The following is a 21,852-nucleotide window of genomic DNA, read 5'->3' as shown; positions in this document are numbered from 1 at the left end:
CGGCAAGGTCTACGCGCTTCTGGCCCACGCCAGCGGCAAGCTCGGCCGAGCCTGACGGACAACACTCAGCTTTGAGCGGCAACCGTCGAATTCAGCGGCACTTTCCAAGCGCTGATGGTAACCTAACATGGGGAAAATTGGCGCGAACCGATGTCCTGGATGGGAACTGTCGAGAGGCACGAGAACCGGAGCGGAGCGAACTTCGAGCAACTCCAGCAAAAGTGCATTTTCAAAAGCAGTTCGTGAGCACGGCAAGCGCAGAAATCGAAGCCAGATACCCGCCCAGGCAGAGTCTCCGGTCGGGCACTGAGCAAAAAGGCGAACGATGACCGCAACCCAATCCTCGATCGTCCACGCCGCCCCGGCCGCGCCCGCGACAGGTTGGATCGCCCGGCTTCGCTTGCATGGCTGGGCCCTCCTTGGCCTGCTGGCGTGCCAATTGGGGCAGGTTTCGGCGGCCCTGCTGCTGCCGGGGTTTAGCGCCGATATCATCGACAAAGGCATTGTCGCCAAGTCCACCGGCGCGATCCTGAGCTATGGCGGATTGATGATGGCCGCCTCGCTGGTGCAACTCGTGCTCAGCGTCGCTGCCGTCACCCTCGGCGCGCGGATCGCCTTCCGGGTTGGCCAGACCCTGCGGGCCGACGTCTTTGCCAAGGTCCACAACCTCGCCCTGGCACAGGTCCAGAGCTTCAGTGTCGGCTCCCTCATCACCCGCTGCACCAATGACGTGCTGCAAGTACAGACCATGCTGACCATGACGCTGACCATGATCGTCATCGCGCCGATCATGGGGATTGGCGGTGCCATCATGGCGCTGCGCCAAGATGCGCAGTTGTCGAGGCTGTTGCTGATCGTGGTGCCGATCCTGGCGCTGATCATCGGCTTTCTGACGTTTCGCGCCACACCGCTGTTCCAGCGCATGCAGAAGCAGCTCGATGGGGTCAATACGATCCTGCGCGAGCAGATCGAGGGCATTCGGGTCATTCGCGCGTTTTTGCAAGAAGGCAGCGAGAGCCGGCGGTTTGGGGCGGCCAACACGGACCTGACCGACACCGCGCTCCGAGCCGGGCGGCTGATGACGGCGATCAGCCCCACGCTGACCGCCGTGATGCAGCTTGCCTCCGTCGCCCTGATATGGGCGGGTTCGAGCCGGATCATCAGCGGCGATCTACAGATCGGCGCGCTGATCTCCTTCCTGTCCTATGTCTCGCTGATCCTGATCTCCGTGATGATGATGGGCATGCTGGTGGTGCTGCTGCCGCGGGCCCTGGTCAGTGCACGGCGCATCAGCGACCTCCTGCGGAGCCCGGCCATGGTGGGTCCGCCGGCTCATCCGAAAGCTCTGGCAGAAAAAGGCACCGGGCTGCCCTTGCGCTTCGAGGCGGTCAGCTTTGGTTACCCACACGCGGAAGCCATGGTGCTCGAAAACATCGACTTCGAGGTTGCCCCCGGTGAGACCCTCGGCATCATCGGAGCCACCGGTTCAGGCAAGTCGACCATCGTCAATCTGATCGCGCGGCTGGACGATCCGAACACCGGACGCGTTTTGCTCGGCGGTGTCGATCTGCGGGCGATCGCGCCCGAGGCGCTGAACGGACGGATCGGCTACGTTCCGCAAAAAACCTATCTCTTCTCGGGCACCGTCGCCGACAGCTTGCGGCTCGGCAATCCCCTGGCCGATGAAGCGAAGCTCTGGCAGGCCCTTGAGATCGCGCAGGCCGCCGATTTCATCCGCGCGCTGCCCGGCAAACTGGCGGCGCCCGTCGCCCAGGGCGGGACCAATTTTTCCGGCGGACAGCGACAGCGGCTCGCCATCGCCAGAGCGCTGGTCTGCGACGCCGATCTCTACCTGTTCGATGACAGCTTCTCGGCGCTCGATCAGGCCACCGATGCGCGGTTGCGGGCGGAACTTCGGCGCGCCACCGCTCACGCGGTGACAGTCATCGTCAGCCAGCGTGTCGCATCGATCCAGGACGCCGACCGCATCCTCGTGCTCGATCGCGGCAAGACCGTCGGCTTCGGGCCGCATGCGGCGCTGATCGAGGACTGCGCTGTTTATGCCGATATCGTGCGGTCACAGCGGGCCGTGGCAGAGGATGCCGCATGACCAAGATGGATGACTCTCGCCCGGCTGTCGCCTCACAGCCGATCCCCGGAATGCGCGGGCATAGGGGGCCTGGCGCGGCGCTTGGCGGAGGCAAGCCCAAAGACACCCGCAACGCGGCGCTGGCCCTCTGGCGTGCTCTCGGCAACAGTCGACGCGTCCTCATCGGTACCGTGCTCCTGACCATCGGCAGCGTGACAGCCAGCACGGTCGGGCCATGGCAGCTCGGCAAGGCCACGGATCTTCTGGTCAGCGACGGCTTCAGCAACGCCGCGCTCGTCCGACAACTGATGATCGTCGCGCTGATCTATCTGGTCGCCTCCTTGCTCAATCTGGCGCAGGCCCGGCTGATCAACGAGGTGGTGCAGAAGCTCGGCAGTGATTTACGCGGCCGGTCTCAGGCCAAGCTGTCGCGTGTGCCGCTCAGCTGGTTCGACGCGCGGCCGCGTGGCGAGGTGTTGTCGCGGTTCACCAACGACATCGACAATGTGATCCAGAATCTGCAGCAGATCGCCAGCCAGGTCCTCATGATGCTGCTGACGGTCGTCGGCGTTCTCTCGATGATGGTCGTCCTCTCCCTGCCGCTGGCGATCGTCGCAGTCACGGCCATTGCTGTCTCCCTGGCCCTGACGCGGCTTCTCACGCGCGCCTCCGGGCCGCAGTTCACCGCCCAATGGCGCGAAACGGGAAATTTGAACGCAACGGTGGAGGAAAGCTTCACCGGCCAGACCCTGATCCGCGTGTTCGGCGCGCGCGGCCGGATCGAGGCGCGCTTTTCCGATCAGAACGAAGCGCTGACCAAGGCCAGCCGGACCGCGCAGGTCCTGGCCAGCCTGATTCAGCCCGCAACCATGGTGGTGACCAACCTCGCCTATGTCGCGGTGGTCGTCGCGGGCGCCTTCCGCGTGCTGGCCGGCGGGCTGTCGCTGGGCGAATTGCAGGCCTTCATCCAGTATATCCGGCAAATCGGCCAGCCGGTCTCGCAGTTGGGGAGCATGGTGGCACAGGTCCAGTCGGCGCTGGCGTCGGCCGAGCGGGTATTCGAGCTGCTCGACGCGCCGGAAATGTCGTCGGAGAAAGCCGGCGAAGGGCGGCTGGAACAGCCGGTTTCCGGCCACGTCGCCTTCGAGCATGTCCGCTTCCGCTATCAGCCCGATCAACCCTTGTTCGAGGATGTGAGCCTTGAAGCGCAGCCTGGCCAGATGATTGCCATCGTCGGCCCGACCGGAGCTGGAAAGACCACGCTGGTCAATCTCTTGATGCGGTTTTACGAAATCGACCATGGCGCGATCCGTCTCGACGGCATCGACATCCGGGATCTCACGCGCTCGGAATTGCGTGGCGTGATCGCCATGGTGCTGCAGGACGCTTGGCTTTTCACCGGCACGATCCACGACAACATTGCCTATGGCCGCCCCGAGAGCCCCCGCCAAGACGTGATCGCTGCCGCGCAACGCTGCCACGTCGATGATTTTGTCCGCACCCTGCCCTTGGGGTACGACACGGTGCTGGAGAATGCCGGAGCGGCGCTGTCACAGGGTCAGCGCCAGCTGATGACCATTGCCCGCGCCTTCCTTCTGGACACGCCCATCCTCATTCTCGACGAAGCGACGAGCTCGGTCGACACCCGCACGGAGATGCTGATCCAAAAAGCCATGTCCGAGCTGCGCCGCGGCCGAACGAGCTTTGTCATCGCCCACCGGCTCTCGACCATCCGCGACGCGGACCTGATCGTCTATATGGAGGCAGGTAACGTCCGCGAAGCGGGCACCCACGACGCATTGATGGCGCTCAAGGGCGGCTACTGGGCCCTGCAACACGGTGGAACAACGCTAGAGCCGTCGTGAACCACCTCGAATAAGCAGACGGCCTCAGATTTACAGCCTTCATCATCATCGTACGACAATGGCGAAGGCTAAACAGGCCATCTTAGCTGCCGAGCAGGCTCCCTCCCCCCATCGCCTATAGCGCGGACGCCGTCCAGGTCACCACTTCGGCTACAGCCGCTGAAGCCGCCTGATTGATCGCCGAGATGGCATCCTTCGGCCTGTCGGACGCCGAGGGGCGGCTGACATCGACCACGCGGGTGGCCCGCACCTTGCCAGTACGTTCGTCGAGCAGCTTGACGCCGAGCGTGACGTGTGCGGCGGGCGAGCCGGTGACATCCAGCTCGAACGCTCGGATATCGACGATCACCTGATCGTCGATGGCAAGGCTCTCGCCCGGCTTGCCGACCGCGCGCACCCGGCCAGAATTCTCGAAGGCCCGCACCATGACCGTCTGCATCAACGGCGGCAACTGGTCGGACCAGGAAACGCCCGGCATGTAGGATATCGAGCCGCCGGCGGCGCGCACTGCTATCCGCCCTGTCGATAGCGCATCGCTGGCGTTCGGTAGCGGCACGAGCAGCTGTGACGAAGAGCGCTTGACGACACCTTCGAAAGCCGTCGGCACACTGAGATCAAAGATGGCGTCCGGCTTGGGCGTGGCCCCAAGGCCGAGCGCCGAACAGCCAGCGAGGGCAAACGCGATAGAAAGCGCCGCGGCAGGAACCATCCGCCGACTCGGATGAACAGCAACCAACATCGCCTCCTATCTGCGCGGCGCGTATTCGAGCACGCCCTGCCCGCCGAAGATGAACTGCTGAGGATTCTTTTCAACGCCTTGCAGCACGCGGTCAAGCCGAGCCAGGGCCTGTCGCCCCTGCTCTGTCAACGCCACGACGCTGTCGAGCCCCCGGCTTGAGAATTTCGAGATGTTGTCGGCAACGGGCCCGACCTGCTGGTTGAGCTTGTCTGCCACTTGGCGGATCGACTTCGCTGCCTCCGTCGCTTCCGCGACAAGGCCCTTCCCGTCGCCGGTCACGTAGCCATCGACCTTCTGAAGCACACCATCGGCGCGCGCCGCGATGCCGTTCAACTGCTCGGCCAATGTCCGCGTATCGCTGACGATACGATCAATATCCGGCGTGCGGGCATCGATGGTATTTCCGAGATTGGCGAGACTGGTCGACGCGCGCTTGACATCGGCCATGATGGAGTCGAGTTGCGGCTTGTAGCCCTTGAGCATCGCCGCGAAGTCGCTGACGTCGGTCACCGTCGAGCGCACCTTGGCGGGGTCGACCGCCTCGACAACGCCACGCGCCGCGCCGATCGTCTGGCGAGCGTCGTCCACCACCATACCCAGGGAGCCGGACGCCGCCGCGATGTTCTGCGAGGCGGTATCCACAGCGGCAACCACCGACCGTAGCTTCTCTGTATCGACCGAAGCCAGAACCGTGTCGGCTCGGTTGGCTGTCGCGCGCAGTTCGTCGGACGTGGCGGTGACGCTGGTCACCAAGCGATCGACCGCCTTCGGATCGACGGCGCCCAAAATGGCCTTCGCCTGGGCCACCGTTTCGTCGAGCGTCCGCGCCGCGTCGGCCACATTCTTGACGACGCCGTTCACAGCCTCCGGATCAATGCCGTTGGCAATGACATCGGCGCGTTCCAGTACCGCGTTAAGCCGATCCGAAGAATCCGAGAGCCGCTCGGCGATCTCCGTCACCCGTTTCGGATCCACAGCGTTGAGGAGGCGCGTCACTTGCGCCGCCGCTCCCTTGAGATCGCGAGAGATGTCCGCGATGGCATCGGCGGCCGACGAGATCGACCCCATCGCCTTCGAAATACCGTCGGAATTATCCGCCAGCGCCGCCGAGAACTTCTCGACGTTGTTCACTGTGCGATTGAAGGCCGGACCGTTCTCCGTGATGAAGTCGTCGATCGCCGCCATGGCGCTATCGGCGCGCGTCAGCACGTTGCGGGCGCTTTCCAGGATGTCCTGGAAGGGCGAAATCTCCGCCGGCATGGTCGGCATGCCATCGGTCGATGCGTCGAACAGCCCCGGCGCGTTGCGCGAGCCGCCTTCCAGCTGCAGCGTCGCCGCGCCGGTGAGCCCCTGATAGGACAGAGTTGCGCGAGTATCGGTTTTAAGCGGAACATCGCGACTGATGCGGATAATGGCGATAACCGTACGCGGGTCTTTCTCGTCAAGCCGAAGATCGCGCACTTCACCGATCTTGATGCCGTTGAACAGCACGGCCGAGCCGGTCGAAAGGCCGGTCACCGCGCCCGAGAATATCACGCGCACCTCGGCCTGCCTCTGGGTCTGGCCGGCATTGCTCAGCCAGCCGAGGAACGCGAGGCCGATCATCAGCATGACCAGGACGAAGCCGCCGATCACCGCATAGTTGGCCCGAGATTCCATGGCGTTTCCTATCCGAAGGTGAAGTGCGCGGCACGCGGGCCGTTGAAGTAGGCGCGCACCCACGGGTGGTCAAAGGATTTGAGTTCGGCGAATGTACCATCAACGAGGACGCGGCGGTTGCCCAGCACGGCGATGCGGTCGGTGATGGTGACGAGGCTGTCGAGGTCGTGTGTCACCATGAACACGGTCAGGCCAAGCGTATCCCGCAGTTTAAGGATCAACTGATCGAATTCGGCCGCGCCGATCGGGTCCAGCCCGGCAGTGGGTTCGTCGAGGAACACGATGTCGGGGTCGAGCACCAAGGCCCGCGCCAACGCCGCTCGCTTGATCATGCCGCCCGAAAGCTCCGCCGGATATTTGCCGCAGGCATCAGCCGGCAAGCCGGCCAGCTCGATCTTCAGTCGGGCGAGTTCGTCGGCGAGATCATCGGGCAGCCGCATATGCTCGCGTAGCGGCACCGCCACGTTCTGAAGCACGGTGAGCGAGGAAAACAGCGCGCCCTGCTGGAACAGAACACCCCAGCGGCGGCCGATATTCTGCCGCTCCTGGCCCGACATGTCGTCGAAATCCTTGCCGAACACTTTGATGCTACCGGCCGAGCGGGCGTTGAGGCCGATGATCGTCCTGAGCAGCACCGACTTGCCGGTACCAGAGCCGCCGACAATGCCCAGAACCTCGCCACGCCAGACGTCGATATCGAGCCCATCGAGAACCGGCTCTCCGGAAAAACCCACGACGAGACCGCGGGCGGTGATCACCGCCTCCCGCTCTTGCCCATCCCGCCGCGCCGTCTCGCCAGTCATCCGTCAGATTCCGATCGTCGCGAAGATCATGGCGAAAACGCCGTCGGTAACCACCACCATGAAGATGGCTTTCACAACCGCTACGGTGGTGTGCTCACCGAGCGACTCGGCAGACCCTTTCACCTTCATACCCTCAATACCGGCAATAAGGCCGATGATGGCCGCCATGAATGGCGCTTTGGCGAGGCCGATCAGCACGTAGGTGATGGTCAATGCCGCCTTGAGGCGATTGAGAAACACATCTGTGGGTATGCCGATATAATACAGACCCACCACCCAGGCACCGGCCAATGCCGCCAGATCGGAGACCAGCGTCAAGATCGGCAGCGCGATGATCAGAGCCATGAGACGCGGCAACACCAGCACTTCTACCGGCGACAGACCGAGCACTTTCAGCGCATCGACCTCCTCGCGCATCTTCATAGAGCCGAGTTCGGCGGTATAGGCTGCGCCCGAACGGCCAGCGATCATGATGGCGGTCAGCAGCACGCCGAGCTCGCGGCAGGTCAACACGCCGACGAGATCTACCACCAGGAAGTTGGCTCCATAGCTGGAAAGATAGAAGCTCCCCTGCTGCGCGATGATCATGCCGACCAGGAAACTCATCAGAGCGATGATCGGCACCGCCTGAATGGAAGCACGACTGATGTGGTTGAAGAACGCCGCCCAACGCATCCGCCGACGCAGTAGCAGGACATCGACGAAAGCCACCACCGCCTCGCCAAGCATCGCCAGCACCAGGTAACCGTCATCAACAAGACCCGCTGCCCCGCGGCCGACCTCCTCGAGCGTCCATGTAATGGGGTTGGGGCGCTTCGGCTCCGGCAACGGCTCGCGGCCAAGCGGTTCGATCTCGGCGATCAGGCCCGCCGCCGACTTTGGGAAGTCTTTGAGTTCGGTGGATCCGCCAGCCTCTTCCTGATGCCGCATCAGGCCAACCAGCGCCCAGGCGCCGGCAGTGTCTAAGCGCCCGAGCTCGCTGCCGTCGAACACCAGATGCTTGCCGGGTGTCACTTTCTCCGCGACAGTCGGCAACACCGCGACGACGGTTTCCACCGTCCAGTCGCCGGCAATGCCGAGCACCGTCACATCATCCCGCGCCCCGTCAGCCGACCCCACGCCATCACTCCTCGAGGATCCGCGCCGCGCCGGAAGCGCTGCGTCCTTATGCACGATACATCAGCCGCGCCTTCGAGCGCCAGCCTTGAACGGCAATCGCTCGTTCCCGAAACCGTGAGCCTCGGTTCGAATGGAACGGGCGATTTTGACATTTGATCTGAAGTCTCATGCCCACCGCTTTCAAATGGCAAATTTGCTCCACTAGACCAAAGATAAGGGTTTCGACATAGCGCTCCCCCTTTAAGGATTCCCATTCGGTCTTGATATCTTTACTCTGTCAGCGGATCGGGCGGCGCGATGAGAGCGTCCGTGGAGCAACTGATGGACAACGTTGACCGAAACAGACAGTTGTTCCGTCCCCTTGATGTGGCGTTTTCCGGCGTATCGCCGGCGGCATCGGCCGAAGCCGCCTTATTCGCGCGGAAATCAATGTGAGGTCGCCTTGCGTAAGCTCAGCATAACCGTCGACAGCTTTCCCATCGCCGGCACCTTCACCATCTCACGCGGTTCCAAGACGGAAGCGGTCGTGGTGGTGGCGACCATCAGCGAAGGTGCTGTGTCGGGGCGGGGCGAAGGCGTTCCTTATGCGCACTACGGCGAATCGGTTGAAAGCGTCGTCGCCCAGATCGAAAGCGCCCGCTCCTTTATCGAGAAGGGCGGCGATCGCTTTGCCCTGCGGGATACCATGACGCCCGGCGCCGCCCGCAACGCACTCGACTGCGCGCTGATCGACCTTGAGGCCAAGGCAACCCATCGCGGTGTAGCCCACCTGCTCGGCCTGCCACCGCTCGAGCCGGTGAACACCGCCTTCACCATTTCGCTCGCCAGCGTCGATGCCATGGCCGCCGCCGCCAAATCGGCCAGCGATCGGCCGACGCTGAAGGTGAAGCTCGGCGGCGACGGCGGCCGCGAACGCCTCGTCGCCATCCGCCGGGCAGCACCGAGGAGCCGCATCATCGTCGATGCCAACGAGGGTTGGACACCCGAGATGTTCCCGGACATGATGGAGGCGTGCATCGAGCTCGGCGTCGCCATGATCGAACAGCCGCTGCCCGCCAATGCCGACGACTATCTCATCGAGGCCAAGCGGCCGGTGCCGGTCTGTGCCGACGAGAGTGCCCATACCACGGCCGATATCAAGCGACTGGTCGGCCGCTACGACGCCGTCAACGTCAAGCTCGACAAGACCGGCGGCCTCACCGAGGCGCTGGATATGATCGCCGCCGCCGAAGAGGAAGGGCTGATCGTCATGGTCGGCTGCATGGTATCGAGTTCTCTTGCCATGGCGCCTGCCTTTGTCGCCGCGCAACGCGCCCAGTACGCCGATATCGACGGGCCGCTGCTTCTCGCCCGCGATCGCCAGCCAGGCCTGATGTTCTCAGGCTCGATCGTCCACCCGCCCTACCCCGATCTCTGGGGCTGATCCGCTCAAGCCGGCGTAACAGTCGTCGTCGCATCGTGGGCCGGCAAGCGCCGTGCGCCGCCGCCGGCCGCCGTCAGGATGATCAGGCCGAGGATCGGGAAAACTGACATCACCACATAGGTATCCGAGCCAAGCGTCGGCACCAGCCGGCCGGCCAGCGCCGTGCCGAGCGCCATGGCAAGACCGTTGAAGATGACGAAAGTACCCTGCGCCGAGGCGGCGCGCTCAGTCGGCACCACCTCTCGCAGAAAGCGCATCAGGCCGATATGGGCGAGCGCAAAGGAGCCGGCGTGCATCATCTGGAGCATCAGCGTCGGCAACAGCGGCAGGTCCAGCGAGAACAACAGCCAGCGCAGGCAACCGATCACCGCGCCGCCGGCCATCAGCTTCAGTGGCGAGACCACCCGGAACATCCGTCCGGCCTGCGAGAACAGGATGATTTCGGCGATGACGCCGACGGCCCAGAAGATGCCGATGGTGAAATCCGAGAAGCCATTGGCCCGCCACAGGATCGTGCCGAAGCTGTAGAGCGCGGCATGCCCCGCCTGATTGACGGCGTGGCCGAGCAGCACGGCCAGAAAGGCCGGCTTTCGCAGCACGGTCAGCGCCGCCGCGGAAGCGTGTGTGGTGGTCGGTGGTGCCGGCGGGATGGCAACCGTTGACGACATGGCAATGGCAAAGCCGAACAGCACCAGGAAATAGACCGCCGTCGACCCCGAGTGCTCCATGGCATAGCCACCGACGATATTGCCGAGGATGAAGGATGCCGAGCCCCACAGCCGCATCTTGCCGTACTCACCGAGCCCGTGGCGATCCATGATCATGGCGAAGGCGTCGGCCAGCGGACCGACGCAGTAGGACAGCACCAGAAGGATGGAGCCCACGGCCATCACGGCGAGATCGCCCTTCGCAATGCCGAAGAGCATGGAAAAGCCGAGCGTCAGGCCGATCAGGCCGGCCATCACGAAGCGTCGGTCGCGCGCCCGATCCGACAGCCCGCTGACCACCGGCATGGTAAACATGCGCATGACCTGCGGCGTCGCCAGCACAAAGGCGATCTGTTCGCCGCTGAGCCCTTTGACCTGCAACAGGACAGGAAAGAACGGAGTCAGCACCCCGTTGACGAAAAAAGCGATGGCGTAGAAGGCGCTCATCAAATAGGCGGGGGCAAAGCGCCCGATCATTCTTGTCAACGAAGCAACTCGGAATAAACTGCTTATGAAGGATTCGCGCCGATGATTGCGGCTCGCTGATCTGAATCGCTTGCCTGTTACAGGCTGGCGCTCTAGCTGTAGCTTTATCTGGTTTAGTCTACAAAGGGGTCTGCGGCGAAAATATGGAAAATTCGCGAGCCCTATCGCCACTGCGCGAATCTGATTTCGAGGCCATCGAAGCCGCCGTGATGGAAACCGAGAAGGGGCGCTGGTTCCTTTCCGAGTATGCCCGGCGTCATCGTTCGGCTGACACTGGTCTGGTCATCGACGCCATCAGCCGGCTAGAGACCATTATGAAGCGCGAGCGTCGCCCAGACGCCGATCGCATTCGTCTCGATATCGGCGAGATGAAGGACGCCATCGAGCGCACCAAGCTCGAGATCGCCCAGATCAAGAGTGACGGCCGCTCGCCGCTCAGCCGCTTCGACCGCGCTTCCAACGAACTCGACGCCATCGTCGAACAGACCGAGGGGGCAACCTCCGAGATCCTCGGTTCAGCCGAGAAGATCCAGGAGCTTGCCTGGACGATGCGCGAGGCTGGCGTTGATAACGCCTTCTGCGATGAGGTCGAAAACCTCACCACCAACATCTACATGGCCTGCTCGTTCCAGGACCTCACCGGCCAGCGGACCCAGAAGGTCGTGCAGGTGCTCCGCTATCTTGAGAACCGCATCAACGCGATGATCGAGATCTGGGGCATGGACGAGGAAGAGATGCAAAAGTCGTCCGTTGATCGGCGTGTCGCCGTCAACGCCCACGACCATCGTCCCGACGCCCATCTGCTGAACGGCCCGGCGCTGGCTGGCGAGGGCATCGAGCAAAATCTGGTCGACAATCTGTTGGTCGAGGATGCCGACGCCGATCAGGCGGCCCTTGATGTCGTGGCGAACCATGCTCTCGACGAGATGGATTTCGCCCGCATCGAGGCCATGGCCGGTCTCGATCAGCCCCCTGCCCCATCCATGGTGGGTGCCGACGGCCAGATCGACTTCGACTCCATTCCATTTGAGGAAGATACATCGGCGGACGGCGCCGCGCTTGCCGACAGCATCGACTTCGACACGATCGAGACTGCTGACGACACGCAGGAAACGGCGGCCGAGCTTGCCGATAGCATCAGCTTCGACGCCATCGAGACCACCGAGGATACGCCGGAAACGGCGGCTGAGCTTGCCGACAGCATCAGCTTCGACGCCATCGAGACCGCTCCCGAGGAGTCGGATGCAGCCGGAGAGCCGACCGACGAGGCGCTCGCCATCGCCTCGGAAGCCGTCGACACCGCCATCGAGGCGCTCAAGGAAGTTTCGGACACCGTTCGAAAGGGTCAGGACGTCGATGATCCCTTCGCCCGGATGACCAAGGCCGAGCGGCAGGCGCTATTCTCCTGAATGTGATCGCGTGAGTTTTCCGCAGAGTGGCCCGGTATCGGTTTGACACGTTCGTCTAGGTGTTACTCGCTCCGGGTGCACCTGGTCCTACCGCTGTGACCGGCAACGCCGCTGTGGCCTTGCGGCCTAACCGCGCCGCTTCAATAATAGCTTGTCAATCTTTCAGGCGCTCAATCAACTGGCTGGGCCACCTACCAGACGCGAGTACCGAAAATGGACGTTGCAGCGACCGTCGCTACCATGCAGCAGGGCAACACCGGCAACGACATCGGCACGGCGGTGTTGAAGATGGCGCTCAAGTCGGACCAATCGGCAGCCGACCTTATGAGCAAAGCCGTCGAGCAGGCAGCCTCTGCCCCTCCACCGGCGGGCATGGGGAGCTATGTGGACTTGACCGTCTGACCGTAGCTCTTTGCCTAGATGTTTAATCACGCCTGAATGTGCACCACTTCAGAGACGCGAAAGCCGCCGAGAAACCTGTCATCGGCGGCTTTGCTTTTTTTTGCGATATCCGCCGAACTCAGACCGTCACTGGCACGAGCACAGGAGGCTCATCCAGCGTCTCACCGTTGGCGAGACGGATGTTGTCGAGGAACTGCATCGCCGACCGCCGCCAAGTGAACGAAAGCGCCAGCTCGCGCGCAGCTGCCGGGTCGATGACCAGAGCTCCAAGACAGGCAGCCCGGAGATCTTCGTCCAGAATGCCGGCGTCGCTGTCGCCGAGGATGTCGAGCGGTCCCATCACCGGATAGGCGGCGACTGGCAAGCCGGAAGCCAGCGCCTCCAGAACCACGTTGCCGAAGGTGTCGGTGCGCGAGGGAAACACGAACACGTCGGCCGAGGCATAGGCGCGAGCGAGCTCCTCGCCGATCATCACGCCGGCGAAGTGGACGTCGGGATAGCGTCTTTCGAGACTTGCCCGCTGCGGACCGTCGCCGACAACCACCTTGGATCCGGGCAGGTCGAGTGCCAGAAAGGCCTCGAGGTTCTTTTCGACGGCAAGGCGTCCCACGTTGATGAAGATCGGACGCGGCAGGTCGAACAGGCCCTCTTCGTCCGGTCGCGGCCGGAACAGGTCGGCGTCGATGCCGCGTCCCCAGCGCATCAGGTTGCGGAAGCCGCGGGCCGTCAGTTCCGCTGCCAGCGTATCGGTGGCCACCATGCAGCCAGCGCCACCGTTGTGAAAGCGACGAACGAAGGCGTAGAGCCAGGATTGGGGCACCGGCAGCCGGGCCGCCACATATTCGGGAAAGCGGGTGTGGTAGCTGGTCGTATAGGGCATGCCGTGGCGGCGGCACCACTTCCGGGCCTTGAGACCAAGCGGCCCTTCCGTCGCGATATGAACATAGGCCGGCTGGCCGCGCTCGATCTCGCGAGCCACCCGCCGGTAGGTCGAAATGGCGACGCGAATTTCGGGATAACTCGGCAGCGGCAGCGTCCGGAACAGGTCGGGCGTCACCATGGTGACCTCGGCGCCCATGGCGATCAGCTCGGCATTGGTGCGCTCGATCGACCGGACCACGCCATTGACTTGCGGATGCCAGGCGTCGGTGACGACGGTGATGCGGGTCATTCCGCCGCCTCGGCGTGCGACAGCATCAGCGGCGACTGGCGCTCATGTTCAAGACGCGTCCAGCGAATGATCTCGAGGCTGCCGTCGTGGTTCTCGGCGATGGCGGTGCAGCTTTCCACCCAGTCGCCGGTATTGATGTAAGCGATGCCGTTCATGTCGCGCATGGTCGCATGATGGATGTGCCCACAGATGACGCCGTCGGCGCCGACGCGCCGCGCCTCATGGGCCAACGCATCCTCGAAGGCGCCGATGAAGTTGACGGCGTTCTTCACCTTGAGCTTGGCCCAGGCCGACAACGACCAATAGGGCAGCCCGACGAAGCGCCTGAATTTGTTGACCCAGGTGTTGGTCCACAGCGCCATTTCATAGGCCCAGTCGCCAAGATAGGCGAGCCAGCGGGCATGCCGCACCACCACGTCGAACTGGTCGCCGTGGATGACCAGATATCGCCGGCCGTCGGCCGCCTCGTGCAAGCAGCGATCCATCACCTCGACGCCGCCGAAATGCGTGCCGAGGTAGTCTCGCAGGAATTCGTCGTGGTTGCCGGGAATGTAGACGACGCGCGCGCCTTTTCGGGCCTTGCGCAGCAGCTTCTGGACGACGTCATTGTGGCTCTGCGTCCAGAACCAGGACCGACGCATCCGCCATCCGTCGATGACATCACCAACGAGATAGATCGTCTCCGCCTCGTGGACGCGCATAAAATCCAGCAGAAGATCGGCTTGGCAATCGCGCGTACCGAGATGAATGTCGGACAGGAACAACGTTCTGAGGCTTCGGGTAGTATTTGCGTCCGTCATGGCAAACAAAGATGCATGCAGCATCTTCTCCGAGGCGGGAATCGATGGCAACGCGCCAATCCCGATACCTCCTTTTGTCCCGGCAGCTTCTCAGTTTTATGACAGAAACGCCTATTGGCCTCCAAACGGCGGCCAGTGGCACCACTCCGCGGCTTTTAAAAGCAAAACGGCCCGGTCAAGACCGGGCCGCGCGATCGAAAAAACAACCGGTGCGCTTACGGGCACCAAAGAACCTTCACCAGCTTTTCCGACTTCAGGAGACTGCGCACCGGCATCTCCAGCACGTCGTCGCCAGCCACTGCCTTCTCGAAGGCGGCGCGCTTTTCGGCGCCCTCGATGTGCAGAAGGATCTCATCGGCGGCGAGCAGCAGCGGCAGCGTCAGCGTAATACGCGGCTCGCCCGCCCCCGCGGCGTTGATCGCCATCACCTTCGCCTTACAGTCCGGCGAGTTGGCAGCGGCAAGATTGTCGGCCCCCGGATAGAACGAGGCCGTATGGCCATCATCACCCATGCCGAGCACGACGGCGGCAAACGGCAGCGGCAGGTCGTCGATCGCCTTGCCCACTTCGGCAACAGCCTCTTCCGGCGTCGGCACCGGCCGATAGAGCGGGACGAATTCGATGTTGCTGAGCGGCCCCTTCAAAAGGTGGCGGCGAGCAAGGCCGGCATTGGAGCGTTCGTTCGTCTCCGGCACCCAGCGCTCGTCGACCAGCGTCACGACAACGTCGTTCCAAGGCATGCGATAGCGCGACATCGCCTCGAGGAAGCGCACCGGCGTCTTGCCCCCCGACAACGCCAGCGCTGCCTTGCCATGCAGGCGGATGGCGTGGGCGAGCGCGCCTGCAACCTCGACGGTCAACGCATCGGCGAGCGCTGCCCCATTTTCGAACTCCTGAAACTCGTACATCCGTTCCTCCAGATCGGCGATCCCTTGGCGCCGCCAGCTTTTGTCGGCTTGGCGGCGGGTCGGCCGGCACCTCGGACAAGACCGTCGCGGCCAGTTTCCCCTTAGTCAAATATACACAATCGGCCGGCGTTGGCACCGGCCGACTTTCCGCAATCCCTATCAAACCGTGTCAACCACCTGAGCGGTAAACCAGCACGGGAAAAAGGTCGGCAGCGGACCGCCGCCGACCATAACGGAAGATCAATCCTTCTGCAGCGCCTTGAGGGCCGCAACCAGTCCCTTGGTCGAGACGTCCTGGCTCGCCGCCGGCTCGGCCTCGCCCTTGAGGACTGGCAGAAGACGGTTGGCGAGTTCCTTGCCAAGCTCGACGCCCCACTGGTCGTAGGAATTGACGCCCCAGATGGTGCCCTGCACGAACACCTTGTGCTCGTAGATGGCGATCAGGCGGCCAAGCGTCCTCGGATCAAGCGTCCGGTAGAGGATGGTGTTGGTCGGCCGGTTACCCGGGAAGGCCTTGTGCGGCGCCAACGCGGCGATGTCGGCATCCGACTTGCCGGCCTTCTTCAGCTCGGCGGCGGCTTCCTCGGCGGTCTTGCCGAGCATGAGCGCCTCGGTCTGGGCCAGCACGTTGGAGAGCAGCTTGGCGTGGTGGTCGCTTACGTGCTCGTGCGGCACGGCGGCGGCCAGGAAGTCGGCCGGAATGACGTCGGTGCCCTGATGGATCAGCTGGTAGAAAGCGTGCTGGCCATTGGTGCCCGGCTCGCCCCAGACGATGGGACCCGAGGCACGCGGCACCGGCGTGCCATCGGTGCGCACGCCCTTGCCGTTCGATTCCATATCGAGCTGCTGGAGATAGGCGGCAAAACGGCTGAGACGCTGATCGTAGGGCAGCACGGCATGCGTCGAGAAGCCCCAGACGTTACGGTACCAGACGCCGAGCAGGCCGAGGATCACCGGAATATTCTTCTCGAGCGGCGCGCTGCGGAAGTGGTTGTCCACCTCATGGGCGCCGGCCAGGAAGGCCACGAAGTTATCGTAACCGACGGCGATGGCCACCGGCAGACCGATGGCCGACCACACCGAATAGCGACCGCCGACCCAGTCCCAGAAGCCGAAGGCGCGCTTCACGTCCATGCCGAAGGCGGCCACCTTGTCGAGCGCCGTGGATACGGCACAGAAGTGGGCGCCAACAGCCGCCTCGCCGAGATGCTTCTTGATCCAGTCGCGGGCGGTGCCGGCGTTGGTCATGGTCTCGGAGGTGGTGAAGGTCTTCGACGCGATGACGAACAGCGTCGTCTTGGGATCGAGCTCGGCCAGCGTGTCGGAGATGTGAGCGCCGTCGACGTTGGAGACGTAATGGAGACGCGGACCATTGCCGCGATAGGGCGTCAGCGCCAGCGTCGCCATGGCAGGACCAAGGTCGGAGCCGCCGATGCCGATGTTGACGACGTCAGTGAACTTGGCGCCGGTCGACGAGGCGATCTTGCCCGAGCGCACGCCCTCAGCGAAATCGCGGATGCGGCCGAGCACCTCGTTGACGTCGGGCATGACGTCCTTGCCGTCAACGATGACCGGCGTGTTGGAACGATTGCGCAGCGCCGTATGCAGCACCGAACGCTTCTCGGTGGTGTTGATGACGGCACCGGCGAACATGGCGTCGCGGCGCTCCGCCACACCGGCCGTCTTGGCGAGCTCGAGCAGCAGGGCGAAGGCGTCCGCGTCGAGACGGTTCTTCGAGAAGTCGAGCAGAAGGTCGTCGAGGTGCACGCTGAAGCGGTCGAACCGACCGGCGTCCTCGGCAAACAGCTTGCGCATCGGGCGATCGGCCAGCTCGGCCTTCTTGGCTTCCAGACGCTTGAAGATAGGATCCAGCTCAGCGACCATGTTCACGCACTCCCATGCAGGGCTGTTGCCCGCTTATATTGCGCCAATTGGCCCGGGATATTACGGAGAGGATGGGAGCAAGGCTAGTACCTTCGTCTAGGTTTGATTGCGAATTCGGCGCGAAGGCCCAGACAACTTGATGTAACAAGCCGCTGAAATCGCGCGGCGAACCGCCCTAGCCCTCCAGGAGTTCCGCGACGGTAACAATCACGGCATGCCGGTCGGCGAGAGCCGCGAGTTCCGCTCGCTGCAGATCGGCGGCCGCCACGATTCCCCCGGACAATGGCAGGTCGCGCGTCGCGGTGGCGTCTGACGCCACGGTCGGCAGGATACCGAGATCGAGAGCCGCGCGCGCCGTCGATGAAACGCAGTTGTGCGTCATGAAGCCGGCGATGATCAATTCGCCGCCCGTGTCTCCCAGTTCGGCAAGCAGCGTGGTGTCGGAAAAGCCATTCGGACGCGTCTTGACCACGATGCTTTCACCAGCCCGCGGCGCCAGCCGATCGATGATGGCGCCTCCCCACCCCTCAAGATCGAACAGCCCGCCGGCTACCCCGCGCTGGACAACGTGGATCACCTTGGAACCACGCATCCTCGCAGCATCAAGTAGCCGGCCGGTTGCTTCCACTGCGGCCTCAATATCTGAGAGACCAAGGGGACCGGCGAGATAGTCATTCTGGCAATCAATCAGCACCAGCGGCGTCGCGCCGAGACGAGCGGGCTTGGCAACGCGACCGAAGAGTTCATTGAGTGTGACTGGCATTGTGTTTCCCTTCTGCTTGACCTGCGCACGAGAATAGGCTCTGCGTTAAAGCAGGAAATCCGCGATTTACGGGAATGAACCTGCATGAACGCCGTTATCCGTTGGGACGACCTGGAGCTGATCAGTGAGATTGTCGCTGGTGGCACCCTGAGCGAGGCGGCCCGCCGCCTGGGCGTCGATCAGACCACGGCCGCTCGCCGTCTCGGCCGCATCGAGGCCCGGCTCGAAGCAGCCCTATTCGATCGGATCGACCGCCGGCTGCGGCCGACCCCGCTTCTCAGAACGATCCTACCGCGGCTGACGGCCATGGCCGCTGTCGCCGAGGAGACCGACAACCATCTGCGCCGGTTACGGGAAGAGGCTGCCGGCAGCGTGCGGGTTTCCAGCGTCGGGCTCGTTCACCAGGTGATCTTGGGTCCAGCGCTCGGCAGCCTTGCCGCCGCCAATCCCGATATCGAAATCGACCTGATGAACGAGGACCGCAGTGTCAGTTTTGAAGGACGAGAAGCCGACCTTGCCGTGCGGTTGGGGCGGGGTCCGGAAGACAACGCGACCATCCGGCGGTTGGGCCGCCTCGCCTTCGCGCTCTATCGGCCAAAGGCAGGCGCCAACTCCGACGCCATCGTCGCCTACGGTCGCGAATATGCCGAGATGCCTGAGGCGATCGCGCTGTCCGCACTTCGGCCGGGCGCCCGTGTCGCCGCCCGCTCCAACCACCTCGACATTCTGGTCGAGGCGGCGGCGTCCGTCGGCGCGGAGGTCATGCTACCAACGCTGATGGGCGACGCTGACGAACGCTTTTCCGAAGTTGAAGGCACACGCGGCACCGCTTTCCGCGACGTCTATCGTCTTGCTCACCCGGAACGCGGCAAGGCACCGGCGGTGCGCGCCGTCGCCCGCTGGATCGACGCGGAGGTGAGCCGCCGGCTTGAAAGATAAGGTGGCCTCACCACCAGGCGTGGAAATGGTGCACCGGGCCGTGGCCGTGGCCGATCTCCAACCGATCGGCGGCGACGATGGCCGCGGTGACATAGGCCTTGCCCTCGCTGACGGCGGCAACAAGATCAAGCCCCTTGGCGAGACCGGCGGCAATGGCCGACGACAGCGTGCAACCGGTACCGTGGGTGTTGCGCGTCGCATGGCGCGGCGCCGTCAGCCAGCGGGCGCCCTGCTCGTCGAGAAAGAGATCAGTGCTTTCGGCGCCTGTCCCATGGCCGCCCTTGACGAGCACCGCCTTCGGGCCAAGCGACTTGAGCTCGCGCGCCGCCGCCAGCATATCGTCGGCTGTCTCGCCCACGTCTCGTCCCAGAAGCTTGCCGGCTTCCGGCAGGTTGGGTGTGATGAGGCTCGCCAGCGGGAACAGCTCCTCGCGTAGCGTCGCCACCGCCTCGGCCTTCAAGAGGCTGTCGCCCGAGGTCGCCACCATCACCGGATCGAGGACGACGCGGCTTTGGCCATAGTCGCGGAGCCCGGCCGCAACGATGCGGATCAGCTCCGGGCTCGCCAGCATACCGATCTTCACCGCATCGACCGCGAGATCGGAGAAGACGGCATCGATCTCAGCGCGGACGAAGTCGGCCGGCGCCTCGTGGATCGCCGTCACGCCACGGGTGTTCTGCGCCGTCAGCGCCGTGATGACCGACGCGCCATAAACGCCAAGCGCCGAGAATGTCTTGAGGTCGGCCTGGATTCCGGCGCCACCGCCGGAATCCGAGCCTGCGATGGTCACCGCGATCGCCGTCATGCCCGCGCCTCCCAGGCTTTCGCCGTATCGAGCCACTCGGTGAGGCGCGCCTCGGGACTGGCTGCCGACAACACATCGGAGATCACGGCCACGCTGTCGGCGCCGGCGCCCCAGCAGATCGGCGCCCGGTCGAGCGAGATGCCGCCGATCGCCACCAGCGGCCTTTTCGCGATACGCTTCCATTCGGTGAGCAGCTCCGGGCCGCTGGCCGGCGCCGCGTCGTCCTTGGAGATGGTCGACCAGATCGGTCCCAACGCAATGTGATGCGGATCGACGGCGAGCGCCCGGTCGAGTTCCTCTCTGTTGGCGGTGGAGACGCCGAAACGGATGCCGGCCGCCCTGATAGCCTTGAGGTCGGCCGTATCGAGATCTTCCTGGCCGAGATGTAGCCACTCGGCGCCGAACTCGATCGCTTCCCGCCAGTGATCGTTGACCACGCACACGGCACCAGCCGCCTTGCAGAGAGCAAGCGAGTCGGCGATTTCCCGCCGCCGCGTCTCGATATCCGGCGCTTTGGTGCGGATCTGTACCAACTTCAATCCGAGCGGCAACAGGCGCGGCAGCCAGGCAGCACGGTCGATGATGAGATAGAAGCGGTCGAGCATCGGCTTTCCGTTTGAAGGCAGAAGGAGGAGAAGATCAGCCGCGCATCGGCCTGCTGGCATGGATGACCTTGGTCGCCTGCGTGTAGATGACGCGCAGGAGATCCTCGGCGATGGCCGGCGCCACCATCCAGCCATAGCGGAAAAGACCGTTGATGGCGATGATGCGCTCCCCGACCTGCACCTTCGGCACGCCGTTCATCAGAACCGGCATCAGGCCGGAGCGCAGTTCCAGAACTTCGGCATCGGCGAAGGCGGGCAAAAGCGATATGGCGTGCATCATCAGTTCGCCGGCCGAGCGAACCGAAACGCCGCTTCGATCGTCGTCGACTGTGGTGGCGCCGATCACGTACATCCCCTGGCCGCGCGGCGTGACATAGAGCGAATGACGGTTGTGCAGAAGCCGGATCGGCCGGTTGAGCTCGACCTTATGGCTGCGCACCTGGATCATCTCCGCCGTGACGGCTCTGAGTTCGGGAAAGCGGTCCCGCGCACCGAGGCCACGCGTATCGATGATGCGCTCGGCTTGCAGGCTATCCAACGTGCCGATCCAATCGAAGCGAATCCGGACGCCTCCAGCCTCGAGCACATCTTTGAGCCCAGTGAACAAGACACGCGGATCGGCATGCGCGGCTTGCGAGAAATACATGCCCCGGCTGTAGACGCCGGCGAGCGACGGCTCGAGAGAGGCAATGCGCTCCTCGTCGACCCATTCATAGTTGAGGACGAAACTGGAATAATCGTCAAGCGCCGACGGCTGGCGCCGATTGCCGAGCACCAGCGCGCCGTTGATCGTGAGACCGGGGATCAGCGTCGGCCACAGTTCGACCGAGCGACGTCCAAGATCCACGATGGTGGCGTCGGCGCCATCAGCCTCGCAGTCGGGAGCGAGGACGCCGGTGCCATTCCAGGCCGGCGAGCCGGAAAAATCGCTTTGCCGCTCGTAGATCGCCACCCTGAGGCCGGCGCGGGCGCACATCAGGGCTGTGACGAGTCCCATGGGACCGGCACCGACGATCGCCACATCGACCATCTCGCGCTTGCCGCTCGCAATTTCGCTCATCGGATATCTCTCGCGCCCACGTGGTCTCACACGCTCTGCATGACCTTTTGGCCCGCTCCCGAGAGAGTGTCAACGCCAACCAACCCTGTCCGAGAGCAATCACCTGAACTGCCCGTCGGCGTCTGAGGTCGAAAAATAAAACCGAAACCGCCCAGCGGTTTCCGGCGCCAAGAGGCGCCGCGTGAAGCGAGTCTTCGAGACACGAAGCGTCGCGAA

19 protein-coding genes are annotated in these 21,852 nt (G+C 63.8%); 6 read left to right on the top strand and 13 right to left on the bottom strand.

Annotated elements, in window-relative coordinates:
• Positions 1-325 precede the first annotated feature (325 nt).
• Together AB6N07_RS12590 and AB6N07_RS12585 are read left to right on the top strand one after the other, a co-directional pair.
• Positions 326-2,110 (top strand): ABC transporter ATP-binding protein, encoded by a 1,785-nt coding sequence (locus tag AB6N07_RS12590; RefSeq protein WP_370678143.1) that lies wholly within the window; start codon positions 326-328, stop codon positions 2,108-2,110.
• Between the two features lie 170 nt (positions 2,111-2,280).
• A complete protein-coding gene (locus tag AB6N07_RS12585) occupies positions 2,281-3,954 on the top strand; it encodes an ABC transporter ATP-binding protein (protein WP_370678142.1) in 1,674 nt (557 codons plus the stop codon).
• Positions 3,955-4,069: 115 nt separating this feature from the next.
• Here AB6N07_RS12585 and AB6N07_RS12580 read toward each other — a convergent pair whose 3' ends face one another.
• From AB6N07_RS12580 to AB6N07_RS12565, 4 genes are read right to left on the bottom strand one after another with little or no spacing between them, the layout of a single operon-like run.
• Positions 4,070-4,663 (bottom strand): ABC-type transport auxiliary lipoprotein family protein, encoded by a 594-nt coding sequence (locus AB6N07_RS12580; RefSeq protein ID WP_370678141.1) that lies wholly within the window; start codon positions 4,661-4,663, stop codon positions 4,070-4,072.
• 36 nt (positions 4,664-4,699) lie between these two features.
• Positions 4,700-6,352, bottom strand: coding sequence for an MlaD family protein (locus AB6N07_RS12575; protein WP_370678140.1), 1,653 nt, complete (start codon positions 6,350-6,352; stop codon positions 4,700-4,702).
• An 8-nt stretch (positions 6,353-6,360) separates the two neighbouring features.
• Positions 6,361-7,155 carry an ABC transporter ATP-binding protein gene (locus AB6N07_RS12570; protein WP_370678139.1) on the bottom strand — a complete coding sequence of 265 codons (795 nt, stop codon included), beginning with the start codon at positions 7,153-7,155 and terminating at the stop codon, positions 6,361-6,363.
• A gap of 3 nt (positions 7,156-7,158) precedes the next feature.
• The gene (locus AB6N07_RS12565; protein ID WP_370678138.1) at positions 7,159-8,274 is read right to left on the bottom strand and encodes an ABC transporter permease; all 1,116 of its coding nucleotides are present in this window, start codon (positions 8,272-8,274) and stop codon (positions 7,159-7,161) included.
• 442 nt (positions 8,275-8,716) lie between these two features.
• Here AB6N07_RS12565 and dgcA point away from each other — a divergent pair, with 442 nt between their 5' ends.
• The gene (gene dgcA, locus AB6N07_RS12560) at positions 8,717-9,697 is read left to right on the top strand and encodes an N-acetyl-D-Glu racemase DgcA (protein ID WP_370678137.1); all 981 of its coding nucleotides are present in this window, start codon (positions 8,717-8,719) and stop codon (positions 9,695-9,697) included.
• 5 nt (positions 9,698-9,702) lie between these two features.
• Here the strand turns inward: dgcA and AB6N07_RS12555 are convergent, their stop codons facing one another.
• A complete protein-coding gene (locus tag AB6N07_RS12555) occupies positions 9,703-11,061 on the bottom strand; it encodes an MFS transporter (RefSeq protein ID WP_370678136.1) in 1,359 nt (452 codons plus the stop codon).
• Between AB6N07_RS12555 and AB6N07_RS12550 the strand changes: the two genes are divergently transcribed.
• Both AB6N07_RS12550 and AB6N07_RS12545 read left to right on the top strand, forming a co-directional pair.
• A complete protein-coding gene (locus AB6N07_RS12550) occupies positions 11,034-12,299 on the top strand; it encodes a protein phosphatase CheZ (protein ID WP_370678135.1) in 1,266 nt (421 codons plus the stop codon). The genes AB6N07_RS12555 and AB6N07_RS12550 overlap by 28 nt on opposite strands.
• A 213-nt stretch (positions 12,300-12,512) precedes the next feature.
• The gene (locus AB6N07_RS12545) at positions 12,513-12,701 is read left to right on the top strand and encodes a YjfB family protein (protein WP_370678134.1); all 189 of its coding nucleotides are present in this window, start codon (positions 12,513-12,515) and stop codon (positions 12,699-12,701) included.
• Positions 12,702-12,819: 118 nt separating this feature from the next.
• On the opposite strand, the gene AB6N07_RS12540 is transcribed toward AB6N07_RS12545, so the two are convergent.
• The 5 genes from AB6N07_RS12540 to AB6N07_RS12520 all read right to left on the bottom strand — a co-directional run bounded on the left by AB6N07_RS12540 (position 12,820) and on the right by AB6N07_RS12520 (position 18,227).
• Positions 12,820-13,872 (bottom strand): glycosyltransferase family 4 protein, encoded by a 1,053-nt coding sequence (locus AB6N07_RS12540; protein ID WP_370678133.1) that lies wholly within the window; start codon positions 13,870-13,872, stop codon positions 12,820-12,822.
• Positions 13,869-14,672 (bottom strand): UDP-2,3-diacylglucosamine diphosphatase, encoded by an 804-nt coding sequence (locus AB6N07_RS12535; protein WP_370678231.1) that lies wholly within the window; start codon positions 14,670-14,672, stop codon positions 13,869-13,871. The genes AB6N07_RS12540 and AB6N07_RS12535 overlap by 4 nt, the downstream gene beginning before the upstream one ends.
• Before the next feature lie 215 nt (positions 14,673-14,887).
• Positions 14,888-15,580, bottom strand: coding sequence for a 6-phosphogluconolactonase (gene pgl, locus AB6N07_RS12530; protein WP_370678132.1), 693 nt, complete (start codon positions 15,578-15,580; stop codon positions 14,888-14,890).
• Between the two features lie 240 nt (positions 15,581-15,820).
• Positions 15,821-17,464, bottom strand: a complete 1,644-nt coding sequence (gene pgi, locus AB6N07_RS12525; protein WP_370678131.1) for a glucose-6-phosphate isomerase — start codon at positions 17,462-17,464, stop codon at positions 15,821-15,823.
• Between the two features lie 175 nt (positions 17,465-17,639).
• The gene (locus tag AB6N07_RS12520) at positions 17,640-18,227 is read right to left on the bottom strand and encodes a cysteine hydrolase family protein (protein ID WP_370678130.1); all 588 of its coding nucleotides are present in this window, start codon (positions 18,225-18,227) and stop codon (positions 17,640-17,642) included.
• An 84-nt stretch (positions 18,228-18,311) separates the two neighbouring features.
• On the opposite strand from AB6N07_RS12520, the gene AB6N07_RS12515 reads away from it, so the two are divergent.
• Positions 18,312-19,166 (top strand): LysR family transcriptional regulator, encoded by an 855-nt coding sequence (locus AB6N07_RS12515; protein ID WP_370678129.1) that lies wholly within the window; start codon positions 18,312-18,314, stop codon positions 19,164-19,166.
• A 7-nt stretch (positions 19,167-19,173) separates the two neighbouring features.
• Here the strand turns inward: AB6N07_RS12515 and thiD are convergent, their stop codons facing one another.
• Genes thiD through AB6N07_RS12500 form a run of 3 tightly spaced genes read right to left on the bottom strand, consistent with a single transcriptional unit; the run spans position 19,174 to position 21,636 of the window.
• The gene (gene thiD, locus AB6N07_RS12510) at positions 19,174-19,971 is read right to left on the bottom strand and encodes a bifunctional hydroxymethylpyrimidine kinase/phosphomethylpyrimidine kinase (protein WP_370678128.1); all 798 of its coding nucleotides are present in this window, start codon (positions 19,969-19,971) and stop codon (positions 19,174-19,176) included.
• On the bottom strand, positions 19,968-20,576 hold the full coding sequence (locus AB6N07_RS12505; RefSeq protein WP_370678127.1) for a thiamine phosphate synthase: 609 nt from the start codon (positions 20,574-20,576) through the stop codon (positions 19,968-19,970). The genes thiD and AB6N07_RS12505 overlap by 4 nt, the downstream gene beginning before the upstream one ends.
• 34 nt (positions 20,577-20,610) lie before the next feature.
• Positions 20,611-21,636: an FAD-dependent oxidoreductase gene (locus AB6N07_RS12500; RefSeq protein ID WP_370678126.1), complete on the bottom strand. Its 1,026-nt coding sequence runs from the start codon at positions 21,634-21,636 to the stop codon at positions 20,611-20,613.
• Positions 21,637-21,852: the final 216 nt, after the last annotated feature.

The sequence above is a fragment of the Pleomorphomonas sp. PLEO genome, from assembly GCF_041320595.1.
In the GTDB taxonomy this organism is placed as follows: domain Bacteria; phylum Pseudomonadota; class Alphaproteobacteria; order Rhizobiales; family Pleomorphomonadaceae; genus Pleomorphomonas.
The sequence above is the reverse complement of the archived record's forward strand: the minus strand, read 5'-3'. Positions and strand labels throughout refer to the sequence as shown.

Coding starts and splice junctions, on each gene's coding strand:
- AB6N07_RS12590 (WP_370678143.1), top strand. CDS start 326: ATGACCGCAACCCAATCCTCGATCGTCCACGCCGCCCCGGCCGCGCCC.
- AB6N07_RS12580 (WP_370678141.1), bottom strand. CDS start 4,663: ATGGTTCCTGCCGCGGCGCTTTCTATCGCGTTTGCCCTCGCTGGCTGT.
- AB6N07_RS12575 (WP_370678140.1), bottom strand. CDS start 6,352: ATGGAATCTCGGGCCAACTATGCGGTGATCGGCGGCTTCGTCCTGGTC.
- AB6N07_RS12570 (WP_370678139.1), bottom strand. CDS start 7,155: ATGACTGGCGAGACGGCGCGGCGGGATGGGCAAGAGCGGGAGGCGGTG.
- AB6N07_RS12550 (WP_370678135.1), top strand. CDS start 11,034: ATGGAAAATTCGCGAGCCCTATCGCCACTGCGCGAATCTGATTTCGAG.
- AB6N07_RS12545 (WP_370678134.1), top strand. CDS start 12,513: ATGGACGTTGCAGCGACCGTCGCTACCATGCAGCAGGGCAACACCGGC.
- AB6N07_RS12540 (WP_370678133.1), bottom strand. CDS start 13,872: ATGACCCGCATCACCGTCGTCACCGACGCCTGGCATCCGCAAGTCAAT.
- AB6N07_RS12535 (WP_370678231.1), bottom strand. CDS start 14,672: ATGACGGACGCAAATACTACCCGAAGCCTCAGAACGTTGTTCCTGTCC.
- pgl (WP_370678132.1), bottom strand. CDS start 15,580: ATGTACGAGTTTCAGGAGTTCGAAAATGGGGCAGCGCTCGCCGATGCG.
- pgi (WP_370678131.1), bottom strand. CDS start 17,464: ATGGTCGCTGAGCTGGATCCTATCTTCAAGCGTCTGGAAGCCAAGAAG.
- AB6N07_RS12520 (WP_370678130.1), bottom strand. CDS start 18,227: ATGCCAGTCACACTCAATGAACTCTTCGGTCGCGTTGCCAAGCCCGCT.
- AB6N07_RS12515 (WP_370678129.1), top strand. CDS start 18,312: ATGAACGCCGTTATCCGTTGGGACGACCTGGAGCTGATCAGTGAGATT.
- thiD (WP_370678128.1), bottom strand. CDS start 19,971: ATGACGGCGATCGCGGTGACCATCGCAGGCTCGGATTCCGGCGGTGGC.
- AB6N07_RS12505 (WP_370678127.1), bottom strand. CDS start 20,576: ATGCTCGACCGCTTCTATCTCATCATCGACCGTGCTGCCTGGCTGCCG.
- AB6N07_RS12500 (WP_370678126.1), bottom strand. CDS start 21,636: ATGAGCGAAATTGCGAGCGGCAAGCGCGAGATGGTCGATGTGGCGATC.